Annotated in this window: 16 protein-coding genes; 12 read left to right on the top strand and 4 right to left on the bottom strand. The window is 47.1% G+C overall.

The annotated features are described in order from the left end of the window. Positions 1–50 precede the first annotated feature (50 nt). Both RH45_RS09720 and RH45_RS09715 read left to right on the top strand, forming a co-directional pair. Complete coding sequence (locus RH45_RS09720; RefSeq protein WP_008076588.1) at positions 51–1484, top strand: sucrose-6-phosphate hydrolase; 1434 nt, start codon at positions 51–53, stop codon at positions 1482–1484. 456 nt (positions 1485–1940) lie between these two features. Continuing rightward, the gene (locus tag RH45_RS09715; RefSeq protein ID WP_008076587.1) at positions 1941–3062 is read left to right on the top strand and encodes a carbohydrate porin; all 1122 of its coding nucleotides are present in this window, start codon (positions 1941–1943) and stop codon (positions 3060–3062) included. Here the strand turns inward: RH45_RS09715 and RH45_RS09710 are convergent. Further along, positions 3050–3517, bottom strand: a complete 468-nt coding sequence (locus tag RH45_RS09710) for a hypothetical protein (protein WP_008076586.1) — start codon at positions 3515–3517, stop codon at positions 3050–3052. The two genes, RH45_RS09715 and RH45_RS09710, sit on opposite strands and share 13 nt — an antisense overlap. A gap of 36 nt (positions 3518–3553) precedes the next feature. After that, positions 3554–4894 carry an MATE family efflux transporter gene (locus RH45_RS09705; protein WP_008076585.1) on the bottom strand — a complete coding sequence of 447 codons (1341 nt, stop codon included), beginning with the start codon at positions 4892–4894 and terminating at the stop codon, positions 3554–3556. A gap of 104 nt (positions 4895–4998) precedes the next feature. Between RH45_RS09705 and RH45_RS09700 the strand changes: the two genes are divergently transcribed. Further along, positions 4999–5961, top strand: a complete 963-nt coding sequence (locus RH45_RS09700; RefSeq protein ID WP_008076583.1) for a LysR family transcriptional regulator — start codon at positions 4999–5001, stop codon at positions 5959–5961. Between the two features lie 193 nt (positions 5962–6154). Then, positions 6155–7627 carry a C69 family dipeptidase gene (locus RH45_RS09695; protein WP_008076581.1) on the top strand — a complete coding sequence of 491 codons (1473 nt, stop codon included), beginning with the start codon at positions 6155–6157 and terminating at the stop codon, positions 7625–7627. A gap of 50 nt (positions 7628–7677) precedes the next feature. Here RH45_RS09695 and pncB read toward each other — a convergent pair whose 3' ends face one another. Then, positions 7678–8931, bottom strand: a complete 1254-nt coding sequence (gene pncB, locus RH45_RS09690; protein ID WP_008076579.1) for a nicotinate phosphoribosyltransferase — start codon at positions 8929–8931, stop codon at positions 7678–7680. 263 nt (positions 8932–9194) lie between these two features. Between pncB and RH45_RS09685 the strand changes: the two genes are divergently transcribed. After that, the gene (locus tag RH45_RS09685) at positions 9195–9908 is read left to right on the top strand and encodes an NUDIX domain-containing protein (protein ID WP_008076577.1); all 714 of its coding nucleotides are present in this window, start codon (positions 9195–9197) and stop codon (positions 9906–9908) included. 22 nt (positions 9909–9930) lie between these two features. Then, positions 9931–10578 carry an isochorismatase family protein gene (locus RH45_RS09680; protein ID WP_008076575.1) on the top strand — a complete coding sequence of 216 codons (648 nt, stop codon included), beginning with the start codon at positions 9931–9933 and terminating at the stop codon, positions 10576–10578. 61 nt (positions 10579–10639) lie between these two features. On the opposite strand, the gene RH45_RS09675 is transcribed toward RH45_RS09680, so the two are convergent. Continuing rightward, on the bottom strand, positions 10640–11593 hold the full coding sequence (locus tag RH45_RS09675) for an AEC family transporter (protein WP_008076573.1): 954 nt from the start codon (positions 11591–11593) through the stop codon (positions 10640–10642). Positions 11594–11809: 216 nt separating this feature from the next. Between RH45_RS09675 and RH45_RS09670 the strand changes: the two genes are divergently transcribed. The 6 genes from RH45_RS09670 to RH45_RS09645 all read left to right on the top strand — a co-directional run bounded on the left by RH45_RS09670 (position 11810) and on the right by RH45_RS09645 (position 19174). Beyond that, a complete protein-coding gene (locus RH45_RS09670) occupies positions 11810–13345 on the top strand; it encodes an ABC transporter substrate-binding protein (RefSeq protein ID WP_008076572.1) in 1536 nt (511 codons plus the stop codon). Beyond that, a complete protein-coding gene (locus RH45_RS09665; protein ID WP_008076570.1) occupies positions 13338–14282 on the top strand; it encodes an ABC transporter permease in 945 nt (314 codons plus the stop codon). Before RH45_RS09670 ends, RH45_RS09665 begins: the two co-directional genes overlap by 8 nt. Then, positions 14279–15064, top strand: a complete 786-nt coding sequence (locus RH45_RS09660) for an ABC transporter permease (RefSeq protein ID WP_008076569.1) — start codon at positions 14279–14281, stop codon at positions 15062–15064. Before RH45_RS09665 ends, RH45_RS09660 begins: the two co-directional genes overlap by 4 nt. Then, positions 15061–16491 (top strand): ABC transporter ATP-binding protein, encoded by a 1431-nt coding sequence (locus RH45_RS09655; protein WP_008076567.1) that lies wholly within the window; start codon positions 15061–15063, stop codon positions 16489–16491. Before RH45_RS09660 ends, RH45_RS09655 begins: the two co-directional genes overlap by 4 nt. A gap of 168 nt (positions 16492–16659) precedes the next feature. After that, the gene (locus tag RH45_RS09650) at positions 16660–17214 is read left to right on the top strand and encodes a hypothetical protein (RefSeq protein ID WP_039958462.1); all 555 of its coding nucleotides are present in this window, start codon (positions 16660–16662) and stop codon (positions 17212–17214) included. A 319-nt stretch (positions 17215–17533) separates the two neighbouring features. After that, complete coding sequence (locus tag RH45_RS09645) at positions 17534–19174, top strand: methyl-accepting chemotaxis protein (protein ID WP_008076562.1); 1641 nt, start codon at positions 17534–17536, stop codon at positions 19172–19174. Positions 19175–19189 lie beyond the last annotated feature (15 nt).

The raw sequence follows: 19189 nt of genomic DNA, 5'->3' as shown, positions 1-19189 counted from the left end.
TCACTTTTGCGCCCTCACGTTTGAGGGCGCGTTTTCTTTTCGGAGTCGTTATGGACTTTTCCAATCGCCAAAATCGTTTGGTTAGGTTAAGTGAAGTTTCTCAGTCTTATCTCGATAAAATTAAAAACCTCGCTCAATCTGACCCTTATTATCCGAGCTATCATATTGCTCCACTACATGGCTTACTCAATGACCCTAATGGTTTGAGTTTCTTCAATGGTGAGCATCATCTTTTCTACCAATGGTTTCCACTTGGGCCAGTGCATGGCTTAAAACACTGGTATCACGTCTCGACCCAAGACTTCGTTCATTTTTATGACCATGGTGTGGCGATGTGGCCAGATCAAGAGTACGACTTGCAAGGTTGTTATACTGGGGTCGCGCTAGCCAAGCAAGAGGAGCTGCACCTTTACTACACCGCCAATCGCATTGATCAAATGGGGGAAATTCACCAGACCCAAGCATTTGCTGTAATGAACAAACAGGGAGAGGTGAGTAAGAAAGGGGTTTTGGTAGAAGAGAATCGTGAACATTACACTCATGAATTTCGTGACCCGATTATCCTTGAACAAAACGACCAACACTACATGCTAGTGGGCGCGCAAGGGGTGGATGGAAAAGGTAAGCTTGCGGCGTACCACAATTTTCGCAATGACGGTTTTGTGCATTTAGGTAACATCGATATTGGTCTCGAAGATTTTGGCTACATGTGGGAGTGCCCTAACTATTTTGAACAAGATGATTTGGGCATTTTTATCTTCTCTCCCCAAGGTGTAGCAAGTGATAGCAAATACGATCTGAACAACGTCTTCTCTGTTGTTTATATGATCGGCAATCCAATCGATTTCAACTCATGTACCTACACCCATACGGGTTGGCATGAGCTTGATAAAGGTTTCGATTTCTATGCGCCACAAACATACTTAGATGAGCAAGGGCGACGAATTCTCCTTGGCTGGTTGGGCAACTCAAAAAGTGAATATCCTACGGATAAAAACTATTGGGCGCACATGCTGACAATACCTCGACAACTAACAGTCGAAGGTGAGTATTTATTGCAACAACCTTTAACGGAACTCACTGCACTGCGTCAAACTTCATTGCCACTCACCCCTAAGCAGCGACTCATCTCTCCGGCTTTTGAGTTGGAGCTAGAGGTAAAAGGGGAGTTTTGTGTGTTGTTCGGCAATGACTTACAAGAGTGCTTACAGTTTAGCGGGTCGAGCTCTGAATTTTGCCTTGATAGGAGCAACGTGTCGCAACTGCATGCCGAGCAGTTTGGTACTGTTCGTTATGCAAAACGCGCTCAAGACGAGCAGGTCATACGGATCTTTGTCGATCATTCTAGCATCGAGATTTTCGCTGATAATGGTCGAACCGTGTTTACTTCGCGTCTGTTTGTTCAGGACATGTCACAGTTACGTATTGCGAATGCATCGGGGGTTATCCACTATCTAGCACCTATTCAGCTTTCATCCAGTTAAATCTGTCGACGTTGAGTCACAGCCTTTTATTTACTTCTATATCGGCCACCCTCGGGGGTGGCTTTTTCAGCTTGACCACATCGGGAAACCTAAGTAGTGCCTAAAAGGGCACATCGTTGACAGTCATGCCTCGTGATTATGATTTTCTAGTCGATGATGGTTTCGACCAATTAACAACAGAGTTCACATTTTCCTAGCGTTTGATATCAAAATATCTAAATGCAGCAATTTTTATATGTAAGTTGATGATATTTAAAGGTTAATAATCTTATCAATAAATTGTGATTTATGGCTGCAAAATCGGTTTAGCATTCTGTTTTTTGTCAAACTAGTGAGTAAGAATAGCCCCACATTTCGAGCAGAACCGCATCGACATGATTGTCCTTTCACTGTCCAGAAAAGACCAAGTGCCGACGAGCACAAACCAATAATAAAACATTGACCATAGGGGTTAACATGAACAACACATTTAAACTGACGCTTGCAGCCATGCTTGTATCAACTGCGATTTCTGTCCATGCCGGAATCAGTATTATTGATACTGAGGAGGGGAATTTTTCAGTGGGCGGTAACGTCGAGCTGAACTTTAATTATCAAGATAGAGAGTCGAATGATTCAGGCGAGCAAGAATTCAACCAAGATGGTCGTGTTCTGATCGAATTTGCGGGAGAAAAGTACACCAGCAATGGTCACTTTGTCGCTGTAAAGGCGCAGCCGCTATTTGAAAGCACGGGTAATGTCGCCTTGGATGATGCTTACTTTGCATTTGGTAAGAAAGACGGTTGGGCAATCAAAGCTGGTCGCTATGAAGCTTACGATATGTTCCCAGTTGGACTCGATGTTTTCCTCGAATACTCGGGTGACACATCGAATGAACTGTATACGGATGGTTCCGCGTATACTTACCAAATGAAAGAGGCACGCGGACGTGGTTCTGATGGCCAGATCATGTATAGCCAAAATTTCGGAAACCTATACCTTGAACTGAGTTCTATGATTGGTGACCGTTCAAATCTGTTCAGTGATGGTACCGATGGCGGGACTTACCACGGTCAAACGATTGATAGCAGTAAAGATTCCTTCTTGATTCGCCCAGTGGTGGCTTACCAAATGGGTGATTTCAAAGTTGCAGCATCGATGGAGACGAACCTAGTATCAGATGCTGTAGTCGCAAATGGCGTAGACATCTCTGATCGAACAGGTTACGGCTTAACGGGTAATTGGACTAAAGATGATTTGTCGATCAATCTTAACTTCGCTTACTTAGATGCGGTGGACGAGAACAACCTGTCTACTGGGATTAACGCGCTTTGGAATGGCTTAGGAGTTGGCTACGTTTACGCAAATAACCAATATGAAAACAAACAATTCTCTGGTTGGGCGGATGGCGATGTCAATGTGTCTACCTGGTATGCGTCGTATGAGTTCAGTGATGTGTTGGATGTTGAAAACTTTTCAGTATTACTTGGCTCTTACTACACCTCTGTGACAAACGATCTGGATAGCCAAGCACGTTCAGACATCTTTAATGAAGAAGATGATTTTGGTGCTCGTGTTCGCTTGTTCTACGAGTTCTGATCAAAAGGCTGATTTAAGGTCGAGTTGATGGCGTTGAGTCTCGCTACCGGTAACTTCTCTTCACTTTGATACCAAGAAGCTGGCATTGCGTTATGCAATCCAGCTTTCTTTAGGCTCGCCAGTTCTGCTTGGCTGAGTGAAACGTAATGAACTAGGCTATCGAGAATTCGCTGTAATGAGGCCGGTGTTAGTTCGCCATCACGCCAATAGCGTTTGATTTCGCCGACAACGGCCTTGAGCGGTACCACGGGCTCTAAGCATGCCTCTTGCTGATTTCGCACGGCTGTTGAGCGAGGCGCGTTTTGACGAGCGCTTTCCCAATCAGGCTTGTTGTTTGCGCTGACAAACCCCTCTCGGTAACAGTAGTAACTAAACAAGAATCGTTCGATTTGCTGCCAGCGCTGTGCACGGACTTCAAGGTAGATGTGTTCGAATTCAAGTTGCTGATCGGTCATGGTCAGATAGAGTGAGCAAAAACAGCATAGTAAGGCTTAACTGGCCATCGCGGCAAGTGAACCGAGATTACGCTGTTTTTTAATCGCAAACAGCAGTTGAATCAAGAGTAGAATCCCCGTTACACCCAAACCAACTCCGATGCCTCCCCAGATTCCTGCCAATTGATGCTCAGGCATGAGTAGCCAAGCCGCCGGCAAACCAAACATCCAGTAACCAATGGCCGTCATTATGGTTGGGCCGATAACAATCTTCATCCCCCTAAGCAGGTTTATTGCCAACAATTGCCACGCATCCACAATAAAGGAAAGCGCCACCACCCAAAGTACTAAAGTCAGCAGGTCGGTAAGTTCAGCATTGAGGTTGAACATAGCTGCAATCACTTCTGGGTAAAGCATGAAGGCCCCCGCCAATACAATACTGAGGATGGTTGTAATACCAAAGCTACGTAGCGCGGTGCGCTTGATGCCGTCGTAGTTCTCGGCTCCAAAATCTTGACCCACCAAAATAGCTGCCGCTTGAGAGAAACCAAAGTTGACGTTCCAAGTAAAGCTCAAACATTGCAGTAAGATTTGGTGTAGAGCTAATGCGGCCACGCTGATGGTACCCGCCATCAAGGTACCCCCATAAATAAGGCCATGCTCAAGTAAGGCCGCTAATGCGATTGGTAATCCCATTGCCAGTAGCGGCGTGAGTAGTGACCAGCGGTACTCTTCGCGATGTAGCCAAGGAGCAAACGGTGCGTACTCTGGACGCTTAAACACCCAAAACGCGTAACCCAACATGACCAGCAGTGCCGCTATCGCTGTGCCTGCTCCAAGTCCCGCTAAGCCAAGATCTAAGCTGAACGCTAAAAGGTAGCTGATAGGTACATTCAACGCGACGGTGAGCAGCGACATAACCATGATCGAACGTACATTGCCAAATGCGCTGGTTAGGCCGCGTAAAACTAACAGTAGCAATGAAGGAAGCATCGCCCATTTTAAGGTATCGACGTATTCCATAGCGTAACTGGCCAGTTCAGCCGATTGGTTGGCCGCAGCAAGTAACTGAGGAACAAACATAAAGCTGAAGGTAAGCACAACGGAAAGCACCACCGAGAGCATGACTGCGCCTTTCACAGCCAGACGAATCTGTTGGTTACCATAGTCAGGACGAGCAATGCGTTGACCATAAGCAATGGCGATCAAGTTCGCGACACAACCCACGGTGCTGCCGGCAACAATAAACACAAAGGAGTAGATTGAGGCACCGAGTCCACCTGCTGCGATCGCCGATACACTCAATCGTGACATCATCCATACATCGGTCAGAACCAGTGCCATGGAAATCATTTGAGAGATGATGAGCGGTATCGCTAAGGAGAGAATTTTTTTCATTGGTTGCCTCGTGATCTTTATCACACAAAGGTACGGGTTATCCGACTGGTGTTCAAATGACATTTATGCCACTCTGGCATGAGTTGAGATCATGAGAGTAAATAATGAGGCCTTATTCCCATCTACCATACTCGCACAATAGCCTCAAAGTGTTTGAAGCCGTCGCTCGCTTGATGAGTTTCACCAATGCGGCACAAGAGCTCAATGTGACGCAAAGTGCCGTGAGTCGGCAGATAAAGCAGCTTGAACAGGAGCTCAATTGTGAGCTGCTGATCCGTAAGCATCGAACCATTGAACTGACTGAGCAGGGCAAAGACTTGTATGAAGTTTTGCGCCAGAACTTCCATAACTTAGATTCATTGATCAGCCAGTGGAAAGCGCCTGCCAAAAAGCGCATTGTGATCAAAAGTGCCCTCAGTTATGCGACTCGAGTGTTGATGCCTAACGTAGCGATGTTGAACGAAAAATACCCTGAACACGAGATCGTAATTATTCCGTCTATTGAGGAAGATCCGCCTTTAGAGTACGAAGACAGTGACTTGCTGATTTTAAACACTCGTCAGCGAGAGCGTTATATTGGTAAACCGGGGATCACTTTTTTACGTGCAGAGTACATGGCGCCGGTTTATACCGAATTGATGTCTGAGCAAAACATCCAGATTGAGGATGTGCTCAATTTACCCCATCTCCATGCCACTTTAGATCACCAAGATTGGAAACTATGGTTGGCGAATGCCAATTTACAGGGCAAAAAGAAAGGTCGAGACACCGTATTTTTTAGCCTCGATTTGGCGTTGAGTGCGTGCCTATCCGGTCAAGGTGTGACGGTAACGGACTTGTTATTGGTATTACCTGAACTCAAAAGAAAGTTTCTCAAATGTCCGGAGAACATCGCGTTACAGCACAGTGATTGGCAGTATTTCTGTTATCAAAAAAATCGCAGCCCCATTGCGAATGAAATTCTCCAGTGGTTGGTCGAACAGACGGAATCAGACGTGCAGCAACTGAAACGCCTGTGCGGAGAGTTTGCGTGGCAATGTGATCAAGTCGATTGGAATAAGGGCTAGAATATTCAGAAACTGCATATTTTTCAGATATTTATTCATGGTTGGCTTGTCGTGGAACTGTGATCCAATGATCATTAATCCCGCTCGTACCTCGTTAGACTGCCTGCAGCAGCTTTCCAAACAATAATACTTTTGCAAACACAGATAAAAAGCTGAATTCGCCTAATTTGATCCCAAGATGGAGATAGAAGAGATGAAAACATGGTCTGTGACATTTGCCGCGAGCGCGATAGCAGTGGCTATCAGCGGGAATGCAATCGCTTGTACGGGTTTGATTGTTGGTAAAGGAGCATCGACGGACGGCAGTATTATGATTGCTCGTAACGAAGACTTCGGCATCAATAATTGGAACAAGTACCTTGAGTATCGCTCTGCCCAAGACAATCAACCAGGTGATTGGACATTGGGGAATGGCCTCGTTGTGCCTATGCCAGAGCATTTCTTGGCTTATTCTTCTATTCCTGATTGGGATGCGGTAACGGTTGATAGCGACGGTAAATACTACGAAGAACGTGGTATTAATGAATACAACGTCGCGGTCTCTGCGACGACAAGTGCAGAAGTGAACGATAAAGCGGCTAAAGCGGACCCTTTGGTTAAGCCGGGTGTTATTGAAGCGATTATTCCAACTTTGATCTTGCCGCAGGCAAAAAGTGCCAAACAAGGCGTTGAGCTCCTTGGCCAATATATTGAAACCTACGGTGCAGGGGAGGGGAACAGCCTCTACATTGCTGATGTAAATGAAGCTTGGTTATTTGAAATTGGATCGGGCCATCATTGGATTGCAGTTAAGGTACCTGATGATAGCTACGCGATGATCGCCAATGGGCTGCGCATTCATGGTGTCAATTTAGCCAGTGACGACGTGATGCACTCACAAGGATTAACCGAGTTTGTTAAGCAGCACAAACTGCTGGATAAGGTCGACACCAAGTCGTTTAACTTCGCTAAAGCGTTTGGTGTTATCGGTGATGAATACAATATTGATCGCGAATGGCTAGGACAAAAAATACTGACGCCTTCCAAGCATCAACAGAACCGTCGCGCCCAATATCCATTGTTTATGCAGCCCGATGACAAGATCAGCGTGGACGATGTTGCCGAAGTGCTGAGTGCAACTTACGATGGCACTGCGCTTGAAGGCAAGGCTAAGAGACCTATTCGTGTCGAACGCCAGTTAGAGTCGCATATTATTCAACTGCGTGCCGACATGCCGAAAGAGCTTCAAGGCGTGATTTGGCAAAGTTTTGGTGTGTTACCGGAATCGGTTCTCGTTCCCTTGTATTCGACGCTGCAAGATTACCCTAAGGCGTATCAAGTGGGGGATGATACTTACAGTGATGACTCTGCGTATTGGCAGTTTAGAAGTTTGACCGCGCTCGCTTCAGCCAATCCTGATAAATACCTCCCGCTGCTTAAAGAGACGTGGGACAAAGAAGAAACTCGCTTGTATAAGCAAGTCGAACATCTCGATGCCACTTTGAGTGACATGTACAAGCAGGACAAACAAGCGGCGCTCGATATGGCGGCGGATTACTCCTACGGGCAGTTAAAACGCACCTTGAATATGGCGACCGAGATTCGCTATAAAATGCTTACAGATTTAACCAAGAGTACTGAGAAGAAATACTCTGAGGAAGAGTTCAAGAAAATCATGAGCTTATAAATCAATTGAAAACGGAGCCGCGGGCTCCGTTTTTTATTCTGCTTAATGAATTAGCTTGCTTTATCGAAAGTTGAAATCAGGCCAAAGGAGTGTTTAAGCTGGCTTAGGAATTCTTCATCTTCACACATGGCTTTTTCCGGCTCGTCACTGATTTTTGCGACCGCTTTACCATTACATTCAGCCAGCTTCACCACCATAGAAAGTGGTTGGTAAGTGATGCCTTCGCTGCGCCAGCTACCCATATCATTCGCTAAGAAAGTGCCGATGCCAAAACTGACATTCGCCCGTCCTTTAAAGTAGTCACAAATCTCTAGTGCGCGTTCAAAGTTAAGGCCATCAGTGAAGATCAGTATTTTTGACTTTGGATCGATCCCCAAAGATTCGTAGTGAGCAATCATCTTGTCTCCCCAGTCAAAAGGACTGCCGGAGTCATGGCGAACACCGGCATAGGCATTCGCTCGCTCTAAGCTGAAGTCATTAATGAAAGCGTCGATGCCTATCGTATCAGTTAAGGCGATACCTAGTTTGCCGTTGAACGATGTATGCCAGCAATCAAGTGCGACCCTTTGTGAGTCGGCGGCATCCACCAGTTGTTGATGCGCCATAAACCATTCATGAGCAACGGTGCCAATCGGTGTCAGGCCAAACTGTTTGGCGAGATGGTAATTACTGGTACCAGACATGAGATCCGCAGCGTGCTGGCTCAGGTAATCGACAACATCATGCTGAACTTGAGCGCTAAAGCGACGTCGGCTACCCATCTCAGAGAATTGGAAGTTAGTGATTTCACGGCGCTTCAACTCTGCTCGCAACCAAGAGAGCTTTTCTTCTAAAGTGCTTCTGAACTGAGAGTAAGGAATATCTGACCAACGCTGGCGATTTCGTATCTCAGAAATAATGCTCATCACTATGGTTTCGTAAAGAATCGTCTCGTGCCAAATACCATCAATAGAGACTTTCAGCTGTTGGCTGCCTTTGACTGTAACGGTATCAACCTTGACTTGAGAGTGTGGTCGAAAGCGAAACTCGGCTAAATACTCGATGAACTCTTTATCAAGATAAGGGGCTTGCTGCGAAAGGTATTGACATTCTTGCTCGCTAAATTGAATGTCCGCTAAGCGCAGAATTTCGTTCTCAACCGCTGGTTTGAGGCTAGACAGATCTTCATCAGAGCGAACGATCAGCTCGTATCGGACCTGTGTCACCGGATACAGCTTGCGCGCCGCATACATCATATTGATTTTATACACATCCAGATCGAGTGCACTTTGAATGATGTTTTGGTTGAAAAGCGAGGTGGTCATTGCGCCATCCTGTCTATGATTTAGCTGAGTTACTTGGTCGAACTGTAATTAACCAACTTTAGTTTGTCAAATTTTGTTATTAACTTAAATTTAACCCTAGTAAATGGACAGAATTAACTGACAATAAAAATACCAGCTTATATTTTCTTTGATTTCCAGCTGAGACATAAAATAACAGGGTTAATCACAAATGGTTACTTTCTGGTTGATATTGCCTTCGATAGTGATAATGTAGCCAGCAGACAAGGATTTAGGAAACGCAAATGATTGTCACGATTGACATGATATGTCTAAGGCTGGGTAGCCAAGGGCTAGAGACGCTGTTAATTAAGCGCAACAACCCAGATAGACCTCAACACGGTATGTGGTCTATCCCGGGTGGGTTTGTGTTTGAGCAGGATTTAACGGCCAACGGCGGTCAAGCGGCTGACCAAGATTTTGATGCGGCAAGGCGTCGAATTTGTCGGCAAAAAATTCACACTTACCCGCACTACATTAGTGAGCCCATGGTTGATGGTAACCCCAAGCGGGATCCGGAAGGGTGGAGTGTGACAATTGCCCATTACGCCCTGCTCAACAACGCCAATGTTGAACAAATAGAGAACTGTGGATTGTGCCAAGAGCAACTAAGGTGGTTTTCTCTCACCCAGATCCTTAATGATGAGATTGAACTGGCGTTCGACCATGCTGATTTGATTAAACTGGCGTGGCGCAAATTGCGTGCGGCGGTCGAGTACACCTCGGTGGCTTTGTTTGCGCTTGATAAAGAGTTCCTTGTCTCTGACATCATCGCCGCTTATGCCGAATTCGGTGTTGAGGTAAACCGCATGACGGTGAAGCGTCGCTTGATCGATACCGGCGTGATCGTCAGTGCGAATAAGATGGCTTCAACCAACAAAGGTAAAGGTGGCAAGCCAGCTCAGGTGTACAGCTTGGGTGAAAAAAGCGTAACGTACTTCCAAACTTGCCTGCGCTAATTGAGATGGAGTGAGTAAACCAATGCAAAGCGTACGAATTGAACGATCTAAGACCGCTGCGGTTGATGTGGATCCGCAGAAAGGCTTCAGTGAGCTGTGCCCGAATGAGCTGCCAGTGGCTGGGGCATTGGACATTGTTGATGAGCTGATTGCCAATCACAGCAAAGCGAGTATCAAGCTTGTTTCACGCGATATGCATCCACCGGGGGCTGCCTGGGAAGCTGAAACGCCAGAGCAGATGTTGCAACCGGTGGGTTTGCCAGAAGTGGACATTAAGTGGAACCCACATTGTGTGGTTGGCACGGCTGGGGTGGAGCTACTGCCCGGTTTACCGGCGATCCGCGAGTATGATTTCCAAATGAATAAGGGCATTGATCCAGACGCTCACCCTTACGGCGCCTTTTATCACGATCAGGCGGATAGTTTATCCACTGGCGGAATAGAGTTTTTACGTTCAAAAGGGATTGATACCGTCATTGTCGGTGGCTTAGCGTTAGACTTTTGTGTCAAAAAGTCCGTTGAGCAACTGTTACAAGCTGGGTTCAAAGTGATCCTAAACCTTGCTTCTACTCGCGCTGTTTTTCCGGATAATGCCGAGCAAGTTGCGGCTGAACTGACTGGGCAGGGGGCTATCATGGTCGCAGACGCCAGCCAAATAGCGTTGAGTTAACCCCTTGAAAATAGAGGCTATCGAGCGAAGCCAACCGGCTTCGCTTTTTGGTTAACGCTCATCAAACCAGGGCTAGCAGACTTAGCACAAGCAAACCGGCTGTACAGGTGATGGTTGATAGTGTGGTCGTTAACGCGATGATATTGGCCGCTAATACTGCATTACCATTCATTGCCCGCGCCATAATGTAGCTTGCAGACGCGACAGGTGCGGCATTCATAAAGAACAGAATTCCCAGTTCCATACCACGAAACCCTAGCCAATATGCAGCAGCAGTGATCAACACTGGGGCGAGGAGCAGTTTATAGCTGCTGGCAACCCAAGCTGGAGCTTGTTCTTTTTTCATCGAACCTAGGTTGAGCGACCCACCTGTACACAGCAGCGCCAGTGGCAAGGTCATTTTGGCTAAGTAGTTGCCTGCATCAATGGCGATTTCGGGAATAGGAATGGCAAGTAGGTAAACCAACATACCCAGTAAAATGGAGATGATTAGAGGGTTTTTAGTCAGCGTCGACGCCATCATCTTGCCAACGGTCTCGCCAGATTCACTATGTCTTGGGGTTAGGCATATTACTGCCAAAATATTGTAAACAAGGGTAGTCGCCGCGACATAAATAGCCCCGAGTGCCACTCCTTGTTCGCCATACGCGTTTGCGACATAAGCGATACCGATGATGCCAGTATTGGCTCGAAAGCCTCCTTGAATAATGACCCCTTGATCGGCGCTATGTGGAAAGAACGCTCGAATCGAATAGGTGGTAAAAATAAAAAACACCACACTCGCGATGACACCAAAAACAATAAAGTGGCTGGCAGCGTAGATGTCGTGTTCGGACACGACAATGCTCAAAAACAGCATAGTAGGCAGTGTTACTTTAAAAACCAGCTTGGAGGCAATTTCAATAAAGTTCTCGTTGATGAGGCCGATGCGCTTGAAAGCAATGCCGAGCACTAACATCAGGCAGATTGGCCCGGTTATAGAAAGCGAAAATTGCAATTGGTGATAAAAGTCCATAGGAAGCTGCGCTACTCAATCCATTTCATTTACTCTACCAGAGACCGATTCATAGAGCAGGATAGATTGCTCTAGAAGTTAGAGGTTTAGCAGCGAAATTTCACCGTCTAAGTTTTGATTCACTGGATTTTTAATTGATATTCATTCTCATATATATTGAAAGTGTTGTTATGTTATAACATACTCAGGCTTTCATTCATCAAGGATATGTATTTAATGAAAAGTAGGATTATTGCTTTGGCGGCGGTTGCGGCCGTAGCGGCTGTTGGCTTCAGTCAATTCGGTCAATCAGAGGAAAAACCCGCCCTCAAGATTTCGGGTCCTTTTGAGTTTTCCAGTCAAGATCTGTCCAAAGATGGCTACATGTTTACCCGCATGCAAGTGGTCGAGTCTTTAGTGGCCATCAATAAAAAAGGTCAAGTTGAGCCACAGCTGGCGATAGCATGGTCAGTAAGTCCCGATGACCTCACTTGGACATTTGACTTACGCCAAGGTGTGACATTTCACGATGGTGCGATACTGGATGCGGCCGCTGTAAAGTTGGCATTAGAGAATGCCAGGGCGAAACCCGGTGTGATCAAACGCGTGCCTATTGCTGAGATCAAAGCCGATGGCGCGCAACTCACCATTCAGCTCACTAAACCTTATAACCCTATGCTAACGGTGCTCGCTCACTATACCGTTGCGATTGCCTCTCCAAGCAGCTACAACAACCAAGGTGTGGCGACTTCTCTTGCGGGAACTGGACCGTATCAAATCGAAGAACTTGTGCCACCGCATAAGATCCACGTAACGCGTTATGACAATTACTGGGGCGAAAAAGCCAATATCGAAAAAGTGCAGTATCTAGCTGGTCACCGTGCTGAAAGCCGCGCGTTATTGGCGCAAACAGGGCAGGCCGATATTGTTTACACCCTTGATCCAGCAAGTGTAGCGCCGCTGCAACAAACCGAGAGTGTTGAGGTGGTACGTGAATCTATTCCACGTACCATTCTATTGAAGCTGAACAACGAACACCCTTACTTAAACTCTTACCAAACGCGTCAAGCCTTGAGCTTAGCCTTGGATCGTTCAGGTATCTCTCAACAAATCATTCGTATGCCAGGTTCAGAAGCCTACCAACTGTTTGCCCCTTCATTGGGAGCATGGCACATCGAAAACTATGCTCAAAGTTCACGTGATCTTGCGAAAGCAAAAGCGCTGTTGACGTCGCAAGGTTGGCAAGCCAATGAGCAAGGTATGCTTGAGCGTGGTGGTGAAGCGTTTGTTGTTAACCTAACGACCTATTCTGACCGCCCAGAACTGCCTGTCGTTGCCACTGCAATCCAAGCACAGCTGAAAGAGGTCGGTATTCAAGTTGATATCAGTATCGATAATTCAAGCGCGATCCCGGCTAAGCACCAAGATGGCACCATAGAGTTGGGCCTGGTTGCGCGTAACTTTGGTGCCACTGTTGACCCGTTGGCACTGCTAATGAAAGATTTTGCAGAGCACAAAGGCAGCGACTGGGGGCCAACCAACTGGTCATCGCAAGAGTTCAGTCAATTGCTTACCGATCTAAGTGCGACCAAAGATGCCGCTAGCTACCAGAAGCAAGCACAGCAAGCGTCGCAAATCCTCGCAGAACAGATGCCACTTATTCCAATTACCTTCTACACCCAGCTGGTGGCGGTGAATAAGAAGGTCGGTAACTTCAGCTTTGACCCGTTTGAGATTAACTACCGTATTTCAGAGATGACGCTGAATGATTAACATCTTACTCAGACGATTACTTCAGGCCACATTGGTGGCTTGGAGTATAGGCACACTGACGTTTATTTTGATGCGTTTGTTGCCCGGCGACTTTGCGTTTCGCATTGCTGCTGGGCGTTACGGCTACGACTATGTTGATGCAGAGGCCGCGAGAGCGGTGAGTGCGGAACTCGGGCTAGAACGCCCGGGGTTCGAGCTCTATTTACAGTGGTTATGGGACTTGCTTCAGTTTGATCTCGGCCGCTCACTGATCAGTGGCGCACCTGTGATAGAAGAGATTCAACATCAACTGGGCCATTCTCTGCTGCTGGCCTTAGTGGCTTTGCTGTTGTCTGCCTTGATTGCGATACCCATTGGTGTTTATTGCGGCAAGCACGCTCACTCCGCAGCGGACAAATGGAGCCTAATCACATCAGTGTTTATTCGAGCTCAACCGGTATTTGTGATTGGCTTGGTGATGACCATCATTTTCGCCTTACATCTCGGCCTATTCCCAGTTGCAGGGTTTGGCACCGTGGCCCACCTATTTCTACCAGGTTTAACGCTAGCATTGTCGCTTGCCGCCATGTCGAATCGGCTCATTCGCAATGCGACAAGAACGGCGATTAATGCACCTTACTTTAAATTTGCGCGTTTGAAGGGATTAAGCTTTGAACAGGCGTTTCAACATCACGCTCAGCGCCATATTGCTATTCCCATTGTTACGTTTCTTGCCATCCAGACCATAGGCTTGATGGAAGGCATTATTATGATCGAATCTCTGTTCTCTTGGCCGGGCATTGGTCATGCTCTCGCCCATGCCATTTTCGCGCGTGACATCCCGATGATCCAAGGGACTGCGCTGGTGATGGGATTACTCTTCGTTGCGATCAATACCTTTATCGATCTGGTGACTTATCAATTGGATCCAAGGCAACAACGGGAGACAGCGCAATGAAAGGGATTCAGAAACAAGTCGTTGGATTGGTCATTATAGGGGCCGCGTTGTTGTTGGTATTGGTTGAGAAGCTGCTGTTTAACTCAGACCCCGCCGCGCAGCAGCTCTCGTTGGCGTTTGCCTCTCCTGATCTGACGGAGCCACTTGGGCGGGATCATTTTGGCCGCAGTAACTTCGCCCGTCTTAGTGATGCCATTATTACTTCTCTTTCTTTGGCATGGATGAGCGTTCTGACTTCTGCCGCGCTGGGTATTGCTGCTGGTGTGCTTGCCGGTTGGCGACGAGGCTGGTGGGATAGAAGCTTTTCCTTCGTGATGAACATTATTCTCGCCATGCCGGGGCTTATTTTGGTTCTGCTGTTTGCAGCGCTCGTACCAGGCTCTTTCACCATCTTGTACGTAGCGATTGCTTTGATTCTGTGGGTGGAGTTTTATCGAGTGGTACGTAATAGAACCCTTTCGCTGGTTCATTCACCAGAGGTTGAAGCGTCTTTGTTGTATGGATTTGGTTCTTGGTATGTGTTCAAACGTCATATCTGGCCACACTGTCGTCAAGATGTGTTTACGCTTTGCTGTTTTGGCGCAGGTAATGCCATTCTTGCATTGGCCTCACTGGGCTTCTTGCACGTTGGGCTTAAGCCGCCAGAAGCAGAGCTTGGCCTTATGATGGTGGAACTGTTCCGTTACTACCAAGTCGCGCCTTGGGTGCTTGCTCAGCCGTTGATTACTTTGTTTGTGTTGGTGCTGGGTTTTCATTTGCTAGCCAGCGGAGAAAAATCATGAGTCATTTAATTCGTGTCGAGTCATTGTCCGTTTCAGCGGGTGAGCAAGTCTTAGTTGAGCCGGTCAGCTTTACTCTCGATAAAGGCAAGCCGCTGACCATACTCGGCGAAACCGGTGCGGGGAAAAGTCTGATTGCAGCCGCGTTAACGGGCACTTTACCGAAAGAGCTTTCCGCCAGCGGGCAAATCTATCTTGAAGAGCGTTTAGTCTCAGATACAGAATTGCAACAGACTTGGGGGAAACAGATTGCATTGTTACCGCAAGAGCCTTGGCTGGCACTAGATCCGATCATGCCCGTCCACAAGCAAATCGAGGAAGTGCACAGCTTGGTGAATGGAGAGAAAGCGTCGTCGGCTCAATCACTTACTCAGCAAGCATTGCAGAGCATGAACCTTGGCTATGCTAAAGCTAAATATCCGTTCCAGCTTTCTGGCGGTATGGCGCAGCGGATCGCGTACTTATGCGCCACTCAAGCGGGTGGAGAACTGCTGCTGGCAGACGAACCAACCAAGGGCTTAGATCGAACTCACTGTCATATTGTCGGTAATATGCTGGCTGAGCATGGCAAGTTAGGTGCCTTGATTACCATTACCCACGATATCGAATTAGCAGAAGGGCTAGGTGGCGATATTATTGTCATGAAGCAAGGTACTGTGGTTGAGTCGGGAGAGGCGAGGGAGGTGATCGCCAACCCTGTGTCTGACTATACTAAAGCTTTAATTGCGTCGAATCCGAAATACTGGCCTAAGCGTCAACCTGCTCTAGAAGCTAATCCACTACTGAGCGTAGAGCGTTTGTCATTGCGTCGAAACCGGTCAACGTTGTTCGAGAGGCTGTCACTGACAGTGAATCAGGGAGAGGTCGTTGGTATTTGTGGTCAAAGTGGCTGTGGTAAAACCAGTCTGGCTGACGCTCTGCTCGGTCTATTAGCTCCGGCATCAGGTGAGATTGTGTTCCATCAACCTGTTGGCATTGGCCAAAAGCTCAAGCTATACCAAGATCCTCCGAGTGCGTTTCCGTCTCATATTCGCTTAGGTGGCTTGTTGGAAGATTTGCAGACTATTCATCGGTTTGATATGGCGGAAGTGGCTCCGTTGATGGCGAAGCTCAAGCTCGATTTGAGTCTTTTGCAAAGAACACCGCGACAAATTTCCGGTGGTGAACTGCAACGTTTCGCTATTTTGCGGGCTCTGCTCATGAAGCCTAAGTTGTTAATTGCTGACGAACCGACCTCTAGGCTTGACCCCATCACTGCGGCTGAAACTCTACACCTTCTGGCTTCTTTAGCCACTGAGCAGCAATGCAGCCTGATCATCATTGGTCATGATGAGGTCGCGTTAGAGAAGTTAAGCGATAAGGTGGTCAATTTACACCAGTTTTCGCCTCAGAAATTAGCAGAGACTACAACTATCCAAGCCTCGGCTTAACATGATTGTCTAACTAGGCTCGTGCCCTGTATTGAGATTTCCCTTTCTCTAATGATGAGTGCGAGCCTAGCGCCATGTCTAATGTCCGTTTTTGATGAAAAATTAATTGATAATAATTCTCATTACTATATTTTGGTCGAGTTAACTTTTTCTGTCGCGGAGACCAAAATGGAACATTCTGATATCACACAACTGCTTATTCCTAAAAGTGACTGGGCTTCGCCCGATTTATTCCTCTATGAAGGTGAAGATCGTCTTAAACTGGACCTTGAAGGCGCAATCCAATTCAGTGGTTTAAACAGTGTTGGTGGGGTCGTGCTTGGGTTTAGAATGATGCAGTACGCCGTCCAATTGGCTGCGGGTGATCTTGCCTTGCAGCGAGACGGTATCAGCATTTACACCGCGTTTCCCGGACGCGGGACTCAAGACGCTTTTGAATATACCTGCCGCGCTTTACGTGATCGTCGTTATTGTTGTGATACTACGTTAAGCCACCCAGCGGCGCAGTCCGGCCAACGTGGCCAGTTCCTGTTCACCATTCGAGTGAATGAACAATCTATGGTCATGACCCCAGCCAATGGACTGCCAACGCAGAGTTACTTCGAGGCTGATCGCCAATCTCAAGATAGCCAGCAAGCTTTGGCAAGATGGCGCGACGAGAAAATTAATTTTGCGAATACACTTCTAAGCTTGCCTCCCGAGCAATGCTTGCGCGTTTTATAAGGTTTCCTACTTGTCTTTAAGCCGTCCAACGGAGGCGGCTTTGATCGCAAATTACCTATCAAAGAAATTGACCATAGCGATTAGCCCTACCTTTGTGGTTTTGCCACAATGAAACTGCGTGGCCACTGGCGGCTATACCGGAGATATTCTGTTGATTGTGTGAGGAAGTCTTGGTTTCAAGGCGGTTTGATAAAATAAACAAGCCATAACGCAATATTTCCTTCATTCGACAGGTCTAGGTCTTATCGCAAACAACAATTGATAATCAGGCAACCAAAGCCGTTGCCTCTACACTCTCGCTTGCTACCAGGAGCTTCCAATGCAGTACCTTGCTCAATTAAAAGTCAGAACACGTTTAGCGTTAGGTTTTGGAACCTTAGTTGCGCTGATGGCAGTGCTGACCGTTGTCGGAATTCAAAAGGTCAATTTTATTGATATGACCTTATCTGAAGTGACAGACATCAACTCTGTCAAGCAGCGCTACGCCATCAATTATCGAGGCAGTGTACACGATCGAGCTATTGCGATCCGAGATGTGGCCGCCGCGCGTGATATGTCAGAAATGAATGCCTTTGAGCAAGAGATTCGCCGTCTCGAACGTTTCTACCAAGAATCTGAAAGCAACATGCAGAAGATGATGACGCAAGGTGTACTTTTCACTAGCCAAGAACGCGATATCTTGTCACGTATCGATCAGATCCAATCCCGCACTTTGCCTTTGGTTGAGCAGGTTATCGCTAAGAAAGAACGTGGTGAAGATGTCACCATGTTATTGCTCGATCAAGTCCGTCCCAATTTCTCAGCTTGGCTCGCTGCCATCAACGAGTTTATTGACTATCAAGAGTCCCTCAACCAACAACTGACCCCTGTCGCACGTGATCAAGCAAGTGGTTTCCAAGAGCTGATGTTGGCACTCAGTGGGGTTGCCTTGCTTATCTCTCTGGTTGTTGGCTTTATCATCGAACGCAGCTTCCGTTTGTCACTTGGCGGAGAGCCTTATGTCGCACAAGACGCCATTCAGTGCATGGCGGAAGGCGAATTGAACCAAGACAATCAGAGTAATGAAGCCGGTAGTATTTTACACTCACTCTCGCTGATGTCCGATAAGCTAAGTAATATTGTCCGCAATATTCGTGGTGCATCGGACCAACTGGTTGAACAGGTGGAAGAAGTGTCACGAGGCTCCAGTTCGGTGTTTGATTCGGCGCAGCAGCAAGCGTCGTTAACCGAGCAGATGGCAACACGATTAGAAAGTATGCATGCCAGTATTGATGAAATAGCCCAAATCGTTAACTTATCCGAGCAGAACTCAGTCAACACTTCAGAAAATGCCCGAGATGGCCGCCAACGAATTTCTGCTGTGGCTGAACAAATGCAGTCAGTGACAGCGGCGGTAAATGGTACCGTCGAGCAAGTGAAGCTGCTGGAAGCGAAAACCAAGGACATTGGTGGCATCGTCAATATGATCAGCGAGATCTCCGAGCAAACCAACTTATTGGCGTTGAATGCGGCGATCGAAGCTGCGCGAGCGGGTGAGTCCGGACGAGGTTTTGCTGTGGTTGCGGAAGAAGTTCGTAACCTTGCCAAGCGCACGGGTGAAGCGACAACTCAAATTGAAACCATGCTCAAGGAAGTTCAGTCACAAACCTCGGCCAGTGTATCAGCGATGGAAAATACTCAACCGCAAGTGGAAGCGTGCCAAAAGAACACCGAAGAGGCGAGTCAATTGCTGATAAACATAGAGCAGCAAGCACAAGACTCACTGAGTCGAGTTCGTGACATCGTGGTAGCTACGCAAGAGCAAGTTCAAGTGGTTAGTGAGTTGGTTGTGGCGATGGATCAAATCTCCAGTATGTCGAATGAATCGATCCATTCTATGGAAAATAACCAGGTTGCCAGTCAAAAACTCGCTCAATTATCGAATCACCTGAAACAGGAAGTCGCATTCTTTAAGATTTGATTGTCGCGAATACCG

Origin of the sequence: Vibrio sinaloensis DSM 21326, from assembly GCF_000189275.1 — a bacterium.
In the GTDB taxonomy this organism is placed as follows: Bacteria; Pseudomonadota; Gammaproteobacteria; order Enterobacterales; family Vibrionaceae; genus Vibrio; species Vibrio sinaloensis.
The sequence above is the reverse complement of the archived record's forward strand: the minus strand, read 5'-3'. Positions and strand labels throughout refer to the sequence as shown.

What these genes read in the sequence shown, in the direction of transcription:
- RH45_RS09700 (WP_008076583.1), top strand. Translation starts at nt 4,999, where the DNA reads ATGAGGCCTTATTCCCATCTACCATACTCGCACAATAGCCTCAAAGTG.
- RH45_RS09670 (WP_008076572.1), top strand. Translation starts at nt 11,810, where the DNA reads ATGAAAAGTAGGATTATTGCTTTGGCGGCGGTTGCGGCCGTAGCGGCT.
- pncB (WP_008076579.1), bottom strand. Translation starts at nt 8,931, where the DNA reads ATGACCACCTCGCTTTTCAACCAAAACATCATTCAAAGTGCACTCGAT.
- RH45_RS09720 (WP_008076588.1), top strand. Translation starts at nt 51, where the DNA reads ATGGACTTTTCCAATCGCCAAAATCGTTTGGTTAGGTTAAGTGAAGTT.
- RH45_RS09650 (WP_039958462.1), top strand. Translation starts at nt 16,660, where the DNA reads ATGGAACATTCTGATATCACACAACTGCTTATTCCTAAAAGTGACTGG.
- RH45_RS09680 (WP_008076575.1), top strand. Translation starts at nt 9,931, where the DNA reads ATGCAAAGCGTACGAATTGAACGATCTAAGACCGCTGCGGTTGATGTG.
- RH45_RS09660 (WP_008076569.1), top strand. Translation starts at nt 14,279, where the DNA reads ATGAAAGGGATTCAGAAACAAGTCGTTGGATTGGTCATTATAGGGGCC.
- RH45_RS09645 (WP_008076562.1), top strand. Translation starts at nt 17,534, where the DNA reads ATGCAGTACCTTGCTCAATTAAAAGTCAGAACACGTTTAGCGTTAGGT.
- RH45_RS09695 (WP_008076581.1), top strand. Translation starts at nt 6,155, where the DNA reads ATGAAAACATGGTCTGTGACATTTGCCGCGAGCGCGATAGCAGTGGCT.
- RH45_RS09665 (WP_008076570.1), top strand. Translation starts at nt 13,338, where the DNA reads ATGATTAACATCTTACTCAGACGATTACTTCAGGCCACATTGGTGGCT.
- RH45_RS09705 (WP_008076585.1), bottom strand. Translation starts at nt 4,894, where the DNA reads ATGAAAAAAATTCTCTCCTTAGCGATACCGCTCATCATCTCTCAAATG.
- RH45_RS09715 (WP_008076587.1), top strand. Translation starts at nt 1,941, where the DNA reads ATGAACAACACATTTAAACTGACGCTTGCAGCCATGCTTGTATCAACT.
- RH45_RS09710 (WP_008076586.1), bottom strand. Translation starts at nt 3,517, where the DNA reads ATGACCGATCAGCAACTTGAATTCGAACACATCTACCTTGAAGTCCGT.
- RH45_RS09675 (WP_008076573.1), bottom strand. Translation starts at nt 11,593, where the DNA reads ATGGACTTTTATCACCAATTGCAATTTTCGCTTTCTATAACCGGGCCA.
- RH45_RS09655 (WP_008076567.1), top strand. Translation starts at nt 15,061, where the DNA reads ATGAGTCATTTAATTCGTGTCGAGTCATTGTCCGTTTCAGCGGGTGAG.
- RH45_RS09685 (WP_008076577.1), top strand. Translation starts at nt 9,195, where the DNA reads ATGATTGTCACGATTGACATGATATGTCTAAGGCTGGGTAGCCAAGGG.